We start from the raw sequence: 9,152 nt of genomic DNA on the forward strand, positions 1-9,152 counted from the left end.
TCTCCCGTAAAGCGAGAGGGACACGAATTCGAGGGGCAATTGGCGGATGGAGCATGCGATCTATCTCGTGACGCTGGTCGGCGCCGCTCTCGTCGTTGCCGCCGCGTTTTCGAGCCTGATCGCCTTCCGCTTCGGCGCGCCCCTCTTGCTGCTGTTTCTCTGCATTGGCCTGGCCACGGGAACCGACGGCCTCGGCATCCAGTTCGACAATGCGCGGCTGGCTTATTTTGCCGGCTCACTGGCGCTGGCGGTGATCCTGTTCGATTCCGGTTTCGGCACGCCGCTCAACGCCTTGCGCCAGGCGGCCGGACCGGCGCTGTCGCTGGCGACCATCGGCGTCCTTTTGACCACTGGCCTGTTCGGCGCCGTCGCGCATTATCTGCTCGGTCTCAGCTGGCTGGAATCCTTCCTGCTCGGGGCCGCTGTCGCCTCGACCGACGCCGCAGCGGTGTTCTTCCTGTTGCGCGCCGGCGAGATCAATTTGCGCGAACGCGTGCGTTCCACGCTCGAGGTGGAATCCGGCACCAATGACCCGATCGCCATCTTCCTGACCATCAGCCTGGTCGAGATCATCGCCGCCAACGCCAGCCCCGAGGCCAGGCTGCTGGTTACCGACCTCGTCCTCGGCTTCCTTTTCAACATGGGGCTTGGCGCCGTCGTCGGCATTTTCGGCGGCCTCGCGATCGTGCGGCTTGTCGACCGGCTCAATCTCGACCACGGGCTGCTGCCGATCTTCGTGCTGACGCTGTCGCTGATGGTGTTCGCCGCAGCCGGCGCCATTGGCGGCTCCGGCTTTCTGGCGGTCTATCTCGCCGGCCTCATTGCCGGCAATTCCGACATCCGCGCCGTCACCATCCTCAAGCGCTTCCAGGACGGCATGTCGTGGCTGGCGCAGATCATCATGTTCCTGATCCTCGGCCTGTTCGCGACGCCCTCGCAATTTCCGGCGATCCTGCTGCCGGCGGTGCTGCTGGGCCTGTTCCTGATATTCGTGGCGCGGCCGATCGCCGTCTGGCTTTGCCTGATGCCGTTTCGTCTGCCGCGCCCGGAAGTCGCCTTCGTCTCATGGGTGGGTCTGCGTGGCGCCGTGTCGATCCTGCTCGCCATTACGCCGCTGCTTGGCGGTCTTGAGAATGGCCGCCTCATCTTCAACACCGCCTTCATCGTGGTGTTGGTATCGCTGGTCATCCAGGGATGGACCGTCGGACCGCTGGCGCGCCGCCTCGGCCTGATCGTGCCCGCCCGCCTGGGTCCGTTGGACAAGGTCGAACTCGAATTGCCTGGCTCCGCCCATCACGAACTGCTCGCCTACCGCGTTGCACCTGGCAGCCCGGTGGCGCGCGGCGAGCGCATTCCGCGCTGGGCGCGGCCGTCGCTGGTGCTGCGCGACGGGCGCTCGATGCGCTTCCAGGACATGGGCAGGCTCGCCGCCGGCGACCATGTCTACATCTTCGTGCCGGATCGCTATCCGGCCCTGCTCGACAAGCTGTTCGCCAGCCGCGCCGTGGTCGATCCCGAGGATGCCGACTTCTTCGGCGCCTTCGCCGTCGATCCGGCGCGCTCCGCTGCGGAACTGGAAGCCGCTTACGCGCCGGGCCTGACCGAGGAGGAACGCAAGCTGACCGTCGGCGACCTGGTGACGGCGCGGCTCGGCGGCCATGCCGAATATGCCGACCGCGTGCTGATTGGTCCGATCGAGCTGATCGTCCGCGACGTCGACGACAAGGGCAGGATCACCGGTCTCGGTCTTTCCCTGGAGCCGACCGCGCCGGTGGCGCGGGTGCCGGTGTTCCTGAGTGCCGGCGAAATCGCCGACCGCATCGTTGCCTTTGTGCGCAATTGGCGCAAGCGGACCAAAAAGCCGGGTGCCGAGGCGCCGGACGACGCGGAACCGGCTCCACAGCCAGTGATGGAAAAAACAACCGGCGAGGGCTGACTGCTTGCGACGCGAGGCGCGGATCATATTTTCCGTGAACGCCGATGCAGGTCTTGCATCGTCGTTGATGCGGGGTAAGGTCCCCGCGATTTTTCGCGAAAGGGAACAGCATGGCCGGCTTTAAGACACTGGACGACATCGGCAATATCGACGGCAAGCGCGTGCTGGTGCGCGTCGACCTCAACGTTCCCGTCGCCGACGGCAAGGTCACCGACGCCACCCGCATCGAGCGCATTGCGCCGACCATCGCCGAGCTTTCCGGCAAGGGCGCCAAGGTTATCCTGCTTGCCCATTTCGGCCGGCCCAAGGATGGGCCTTCGCCCGAATTCTCGCTTGAGCCGATCGCCAGGGCGGCCGCGGAGGTGCTTGGCCGCCCTGTCGGCTTCGCGGCCGATTGCATCGGCGACAAGGCCGCGAGCGCCGTCGCCGCCATGAACAACGGCGACGTGCTGCTGCTCGAAAACACCCGCTTCTACAAGGCCGAGGAGAAGAACGACCCGGCCTTCACCGAAAAGCTGGCCACCAATGGCGACATCTTCGTCAACGACGCCTTTTCCGCCGCCCACCGCGCCCATTCGTCGACGGAAGGGCTTGCGCAGCTGCTGCCGGCCTTCGCCGGCCGTACTATGCAAGCCGAGCTCGACGCGCTGGAAAAGGGCCTCGGCAATCCCGTCCGCCCTGTCGTCGCCATCGTCGGCGGCGCCAAGGTCTCGAGCAAGATCGACCTCCTGATGAATCTGGTGAAGAAGGTCGACGCGCTGGTCATCGGCGGCGGCATGGCCAACACCTTCCTCGCCGCGCGCGGCACCGCCGTCGGAAAATCGCTGTGCGAGCATGATCTCGCCAACACCGCCAAGCAGATCATGATCGAGGCGGCCGAAGCCGGCTGCGCCGTCATCCTGCCGGTCGACGGTGTCGTCGCCAGGGAATTCAAGGCGGGCGCCGCCAGCGAAACCGTCGCCATATCAGAGGTGCCGGCCGACGCCATGATCCTCGATGTCGGCGAAAAGACCGTGAAGACCGTTGCCGACTGGATCGACCGCGCCGCGACGCTGGTCTGGAACGGCCCGCTCGGCGCCTTCGAGATCGAGCCGTTCGACCGGGCGACGGTGGCGGCGGCCAGGCACGCCGCGGCCCGCACCAAGGCCGGCAAATTGATCTCGGTGGCAGGTGGCGGCGACACGGTGGCCGCCCTCAACCATGCCGGCGTCGCCGACGACTTCACCTATGTCTCGACCGCCGGCGGCGCCTTCCTGGAATGGATGGAGGGCAAGCCGCTGCCCGGTGTCGACGTGCTGAAGCGCTGAGGCCCTGAGGCCTTGGGCAACAGGCGAACGACGGGGTTTGCGCGATTCAATCGATTCGAGCTTTCCGCTTGGAATGGTTCGACTTGAACCTGCTTTGCTCTAGTGGTCTGCTAGCCCGGATTTTCACACTGTTGGGACAACCGGTTCAGGAGGATGCACAATGAGCGAACGTCTCGAGGACATTGCCGCTGCGATGGTGGCCGACGGCAAGGGTCTTTTGGCCGCCGACGAGAGTTCCGGCACCATCAAGAAGCGCTTCGACGTGATCGGCGTCGAATCGACCGCCGACAGCCGCCGCGACTATCGCGAGATGATGTTCCGCGCCAGGGAGGCGATGACGAGATACATCTCCGGCGTCATCCTCTATGACGAGACCATTCGCCAGAAAGCCGCCGATGGCACGCCGCTGGTCGACATCATCAAGGCGACCGGCGCCATTCCAGGCATCAAGGTCGATGCCGGCGCCAAGCCGCTGGCCGGGTACCCCGGCGACACCATCACCGAAGGCCTCGACGGCCTGCGCGAGCGGCTCGCCGACTATTACAAGCTCGGCGCCCGTTTCGCCAAATGGCGTGCGGTGATCGACATCGACGTCGCAAGGGGCGTGCCCTCCGCCACGTCGATCGGCTCGAACGCCCATGCGCTCGCCCGCTATGCGGCGCTCTGTCAGGAGGCCGGCATCGTGCCGATCGTCGAGCCGGAGGTGCTGATGGACGGCGCCCACGACATCGGCACCTGCTACGAGATCAGCAAGGCAACGCTGGCGAAACTCTACACCGAGCTCTACGCCGCCCGCGTCGTCCTTGAAGGCACCATTCTGAAGCCGAACATGGTTCTCGCCGGCAAAAAGTCCGGCAGCACCAGCAGCCCCGAGGAAGTCGCCGAAAAGACCATAAAACTGTTCCGCGAGACGGTGCCGGCAGCGATTGGCGGCATCGCCTTTCTCTCCGGTGGGCAATCGGATGAGGAGGCGACCGCCAACCTCAACGCCATCAACGCCATCGGCCCGCATCCATGGAAGCTGACCTTCTCCTATGGCCGCGCCTTGCAGGCGGCGCCGCAGAAGGCATGGAGCGGCAAGGCGGCCAACGTCGCCGCTGCCCAGGCAGCCTTCGCCCACCGCGCCCACATGAACCATCTGGCAGCGCTTGGCAAATGGCAGCCGGAACTGGAACAGGCCGCCTGACCGGTTTTTTTATCTTCGTCCGAACCCGGGCCATGCGCCCGGGTTCCATCTGCTCCAATGCTCCAGAAAAACGACGCCGGTGTCGGCTTGCGTTGAGCCCGAACGTCGCTTGCCCCCATTAACTGGCTTTTGATGCAGCGCTTTCTTGCCCTCCTCACCTGGCTCGCCTTTCCGGTCTATGTCTGGCAGGGGCTCGGCGTGCGCCGCCGCACCAGCCGCATGCTGCCGGCGCAAGGTCCGGTCATGCACGAGATTTCGGGCCAGGCGCCGCCGATCTCGCTGCTGATGCTTGGCGATTCTTCCGCCGCATCGGTCGGCATCGGCAATTCCGAATACGGGCTCGCCGCGCAACTGGCCGAGCTGATCTCAAAACGCACCGGCCGCGCGGTGCGCTGGCGGGCAGCCGGCTTCAACTCGGCGACCTCAGGCCAGATCCGCGACCATGTGCTGCCCAATCTGTCGGCCGATCCCTGGACGCATATCGTGCTCGCCATCGGCACCAACGACACCAAGAACTTTCACTCAGTGCCACGCTTCAAGCGCGATTTTGGCGGCCTGCTCTACGCGCTGCGCGCCAAATGGCCGGAGGCGCGCGTGGTATGGTCGCCGGTGCTGGAATTCACCCGCGCACCGGCAATGCCGCCGCTGCTCGGAAAGATCCTGGAAATCCGCGCCGCCGAGATGAACCGGATGGGCGAGCGCCTTTGCCTCGAACGCGGGGCTGTGCCGGCGCCGCGCCTGCCGATCACCAATGCCGAAGCCGGTTTTGCATCCGACGGATTTCATGCCTCGGAAGCCGGCTACCGGGCCTGGGCGGAACATCTGGTCGATTTGGTGCTGCCCAACGAACCACGCCTCGCATAGCGGCCGCCAGCCTTACGTCCCGGCTTTACGTCCAATGGCCCAGCGCCGCTGTTATCGAAATCGCCGCCATCGCCAGCACCGCCAGCTTCCAGAAATCGCTGCGCCGCTTCAGCCCCGGCCAGCCGAGCGGCTTGATCAGCTGGATGACCATCATGGCAATGATAACGAGCGCGAGGAGTTTCGACATGCCGCTTTTGACTAGCGCATCGGCCGGCAAATCGAAATCGATTTTCGAAGAGCACGATGCGTAGAGTCATGCTGCTGGAGCATCCTATGCGCCTCCAAAGGACGGGCGGCCTCCAACATCCACGGTCGGCTCTTAAAGTGCTCCTTTCGTTCGCTCACGGGAGCACTATGCCAGCGGCTTGAGGCCGGCCTCGATCGCAGCCCGTTTCGGTTCGAGGAACGGTGGCAAGGCTAGCCTTTCGCCCAGCGTTTCCAGCGGCTCGTCGGCCGTAAATCCCGGGCCGTCGGTGGCAATCTCGAACAATATGCCGTTCGGCTCACGGAAGTAGAGCGAACGGAAGTAGTATCGTTCGACCTCGCCGCTTGACGGCAGGCGGAATTCGGCCAGCCGCGCCGTCCATTGATGCAAAATCTCCTGGTCCGGCGCCCTGAATGCGACGTGGTGGACCGCACCGGCGCCCTGCCGTGCCGGCGCAAGGCCCGGCTGCACGGCGACATGAATCTCCGCCGCCGGGCCGCCTTCTCCCATCTCGAAGACGTGAACCTGGCCCTGACCATCCGGCGAGGCATAGTTTCTCGCCTTGCGCATGTTCATCACCCTGGTCAGCACTGTTTCAGTATTGGTGATGTCGGGAACGCTGACGACGATAGGCCCGAGCCCGCGTATCTGGTGCTCGATGGGAATCGGGCTTTGCACCCAGGGGTGACTGTCGCCCTTGCCGCCATCGCTGACGAGACGCAGGCGCTGGCCTTCCGGGTCTTCGAAGTCCAACGACGGGTAGCCGCCGATATCGCCGATCTCTCCCGTCGCGCCGATCTCTCCCGTCGCGCCGATCTCTTCCGTCGCGAGGGTCTCGCCGGCCAGGTGCTGCTTCCACCAGAAAAGGCTTTCAGGGCTGGCGACCCTCAGGCTGGTCCGCACGATGCTGTTGGTGCCGCGCCGTTCGCGTCCGACCGGCCAATCGAAGAAAGTAAGATCGGTGCCAGGCGTCGCCTCGGCGTCGGCATAGAAAAGGTGATAAGCCGATGTGTCGTCCTGATTGACCGTCTTCTTGACCAGTCGCAGGCCCAGGGTCCTGGTGTAGAAACGAAGGTTTCCGGGTGCATTGGCGGTGATTGCAGTCAGGTGGTGAATTCCTGTCAGTTGCAGGCTCATTGTCATCTCCCTGATCTCTGGAAAATTCTTCTCCGTAGATAGATATCAGAACCCCGGCCCTATCGCTGCTGCGGATTCTGACGGTCCGTCGTTCGCAGACGAAAGACTTGATCCTGGCGACGAGAAAGCCTGCTTTTCCCGGGCAGACGGACGGGAATCGGCAAAACCTGGCACTCTCACCAAAGACCGCTCAGCCTCCTGACAGACTGCTGTCAGGAGGGGTGTGCGATAGTGTCTCCATCGAAAGAAGAGGAGACCAGCCATGAACGGTTTTACCATTCTCCGCAGCGTGCAGCACTATGTCGGCAAGATCCGGACGATGCGCAACGAGATCCGCACCCGGCGCTTCATGAACGGCTTGCCGCAGAGCATCCGCAAGGACATCGGTTGGCCGGATAATTATGATTGCCGCCACCGCCGCGGCCATTGAGGCGATTTTTTCGCAGCAACAGTTGGATGCGGACGCCACAGCGCCCAGATAAACAGGTCCGGTTGACTGAAAGACGGAGCAGGAAATGTCCGAACAGAAAACTATCGGCGTTCTTTTCATCGATCGCTTCGCCGACTGGGAATACGGGCTGCTGGCGGCTTCGGCGGTCGAATGGTTCGGCGCACGCGCGGTTTCGCTGGCGCCGAACGGCAAGCCGGTGATTTCGGCCAGCGGATTTATGCTGACGCCCGACCGCTCTACCGCGGTTGATGAAAACACCGATCTCGACGCCGTCGCGGTCATCGGCTCCGACCAGTGGGTCGATGCCCCGCCTGATGTCTCCGCACTGCTGACGGCGTTAGCGGCGCGCGGCGGCGTGGTCGGCGGCATCTGCGCCGGCACGCTGGCACTGGCGCGTGCCGGCCTGTTCGACAAGGCCAAACACACCAGCAATGGTCGTGACTGGATCAATGAAAAGGAGCCGGGCTATCCGGGCGCCCAGAACTATCAGGACGTGCCCTATGCCGTCGCCGACGGTCGCATCGTGTCCGCGCCGGGTTCGGCTCCCGGCACCTTCGCTCTTGCCTTTTTGAAGACGCTCTATCCCCAGAGAAGCAGCGATCTCGCTGAGATGCGCACGCTGTTCGCCAAGGAGTATGCCGAAGGGGAGTTTGCTGAAGCCTCCTGACAGTATGGTGTCAGGAGCGGCGTGCAATAGTGCGAAAGTATCAGGAGACAGACATGGCCTTCATCCCTGCAAAAGCTTCGGGCTCTTCGTCTAGGTGACGCATGGTAAAGAGCTGGAACCACCGGCTGAACACGCCGGGCATCAACGGCATCAAGCCGACGCCGCGCACTGTTGGCGACGTCGTCGAGGGCCAGCCGATGCTGGTGCCGACGGCTCGGCAGGTCGATGATTTCATCCGCTCGATTCCAGAGGGCGTGGCCATGGATGTCCGCGCGTTGCGCACCGCGCTCGCCATTGAGCACGGCGCGGAAGTGACATGTCCGGTCACCATCGGCTATCATCTGCGCACTGTCGCCGAGGCCGCCTACGAGGATCTGGAGCGCGGCATGACGCTGAGCGACATCGCGCCGTTCTGGCGGGTGCTGGATGCAAGGACGCCGACAACAGGGAAGTTGTCCTTCGGCACGGCATTCGTCGCCGCGCAGCGCAAGCGCGAAGGGCTTGAGCCATAATGCATGTCGCCCAATAGTTGGAACCGGTTTGGCGACAATGACGGGCTAAAACAACATCGAGGGACCATACGATGCGCCGCGCCGACAGGCTCTTCCAGATCGTGCAGCATCTGCGCGGTGGCCGCCTGGTCACCGCCCAGAAGCTGGGCATGTGGCTCGAGGTTTCCGAGCGAACCATCTACCGCGACATCGCCGACCTGCAGTCGACGGGCGTGCCGATCGACGGCGAGGCCGGCGTCGGCTACATGATGAGGGAGGGTTTCGACCTTCCGCCGCTGATGTTCACGCGTGACGAGATCGTCGCGCTGGTCGCCGGCGCCCGCATGGTGCGCGCATTTGGCGGCGCTGCCATGGCGCGGGCCGCCGACGAGGCGCTGGTCAAGATCGGCGCCGTGCTGCCCGATGCCGAGAAGGACCGCATCGCCCGCACCGAGATCCACACGCCGATGTGGGTGGTGAGCGACGCCGCCCGCGAAGCAATCGACCTGATCGAGCGCGCGGTGGAAAAACGTCAGGTGCTGACCATCGACTACTCCGACGAAGCAGGCCGCAGCACCGTGCGCGACATCAGGCCATTGGGCCTGTGGTTCTGGGGCAAGGTGTGGACGCTGGTCGCCTGGTGCGAGATGCGCGACGATTTTCGCGCTTTCCGCATCGACCGCATTGCTTCAGTGGTCATAGCCGGCCGCGTCTTCAAGCCGGAGCGCGGCAAGCAGCTCGCCGATTTTTACCGTGCGGTGGAACGCAGCGAGGACTACGGCATGGCGCCGGACCGGGCCGCGCGAACCTAGGCGCGGCGCCTCTTCCTTCTCTCCCCTTGTGAGGGCTTTGCACAGAATCGGATTGGTGATTCCGTGGGCAAGGAAGAGAGGGAGATGATTTGGATG

At 64.2% G+C, this 9,152-nt stretch carries 10 protein-coding genes; 8 read left to right on the forward strand and 2 right to left on the reverse strand.

The window, feature by feature from the left end; translation table 11 throughout:
- Positions 1-46 precede the first annotated feature (46 nt).
- The 4 genes from AC0L2A_RS24375 to AC0L2A_RS24390 all read left to right on the forward strand — a co-directional run bounded on the left by AC0L2A_RS24375 (position 47) and on the right by AC0L2A_RS24390 (position 5,293).
- The gene (locus AC0L2A_RS24375) at positions 47-1,936 is read left to right on the forward strand and encodes a potassium/proton antiporter (protein WP_473610996.1); all 1,890 of its coding nucleotides are present in this window, start codon (positions 47-49) and stop codon (positions 1,934-1,936) included.
- A gap of 110 nt (positions 1,937-2,046) precedes the next feature.
- Positions 2,047-3,243, forward strand: a complete 1,197-nt coding sequence (locus AC0L2A_RS24380) for a phosphoglycerate kinase (protein ID WP_473512206.1) — start codon at positions 2,047-2,049, stop codon at positions 3,241-3,243.
- Positions 3,244-3,403: 160 nt separating this feature from the next.
- Positions 3,404-4,429 carry a class I fructose-bisphosphate aldolase gene (locus tag AC0L2A_RS24385; protein ID WP_473512207.1) on the forward strand — a complete coding sequence of 342 codons (1,026 nt, stop codon included), beginning with the start codon at positions 3,404-3,406 and terminating at the stop codon, positions 4,427-4,429.
- 132 nt (positions 4,430-4,561) lie between these two features.
- Positions 4,562-5,293, forward strand: a complete 732-nt coding sequence (locus AC0L2A_RS24390; protein WP_473610997.1) for an SGNH/GDSL hydrolase family protein — start codon at positions 4,562-4,564, stop codon at positions 5,291-5,293.
- Positions 5,294-5,318: 25 nt separating this feature from the next.
- On the opposite strand, the gene AC0L2A_RS24395 is transcribed toward AC0L2A_RS24390, so the two are convergent.
- Positions 5,319-5,480, reverse strand: coding sequence for a hypothetical protein (locus tag AC0L2A_RS24395; protein ID WP_077380491.1), 162 nt, complete (start codon positions 5,478-5,480; stop codon positions 5,319-5,321).
- Positions 5,481-5,645: 165 nt separating this feature from the next.
- Positions 5,646-6,635 carry a ring-cleaving dioxygenase gene (locus tag AC0L2A_RS24400; protein WP_473610998.1) on the reverse strand — a complete coding sequence of 330 codons (990 nt, stop codon included), beginning with the start codon at positions 6,633-6,635 and terminating at the stop codon, positions 5,646-5,648.
- A gap of 262 nt (positions 6,636-6,897) precedes the next feature.
- Here AC0L2A_RS24400 and AC0L2A_RS24405 point away from each other — a divergent pair, with 262 nt between their 5' ends.
- The 4 genes from AC0L2A_RS24405 to AC0L2A_RS24420 all read left to right on the forward strand — a co-directional run bounded on the left by AC0L2A_RS24405 (position 6,898) and on the right by AC0L2A_RS24420 (position 9,056).
- Positions 6,898-7,065, forward strand: coding sequence for a hypothetical protein (locus AC0L2A_RS24405; RefSeq protein ID WP_023797061.1), 168 nt, complete (start codon positions 6,898-6,900; stop codon positions 7,063-7,065).
- Between the two features lie 85 nt (positions 7,066-7,150).
- Complete coding sequence (locus AC0L2A_RS24410) at positions 7,151-7,753, forward strand: DJ-1/PfpI family protein (protein WP_473610999.1); 603 nt, start codon at positions 7,151-7,153, stop codon at positions 7,751-7,753.
- Positions 7,754-7,854: 101 nt separating this feature from the next.
- On the forward strand, positions 7,855-8,265 hold the full coding sequence (locus AC0L2A_RS24415; RefSeq protein ID WP_473611000.1) for a hypothetical protein: 411 nt from the start codon (positions 7,855-7,857) through the stop codon (positions 8,263-8,265).
- Between the two features lie 71 nt (positions 8,266-8,336).
- Positions 8,337-9,056 (forward strand): helix-turn-helix transcriptional regulator, encoded by a 720-nt coding sequence (locus AC0L2A_RS24420; protein WP_473611002.1) that lies wholly within the window; start codon positions 8,337-8,339, stop codon positions 9,054-9,056.
- Positions 9,057-9,152: the final 96 nt, after the last annotated feature.

The sequence above is a fragment of the Mesorhizobium sp. WSM4844 genome, assembly GCF_055811775.1.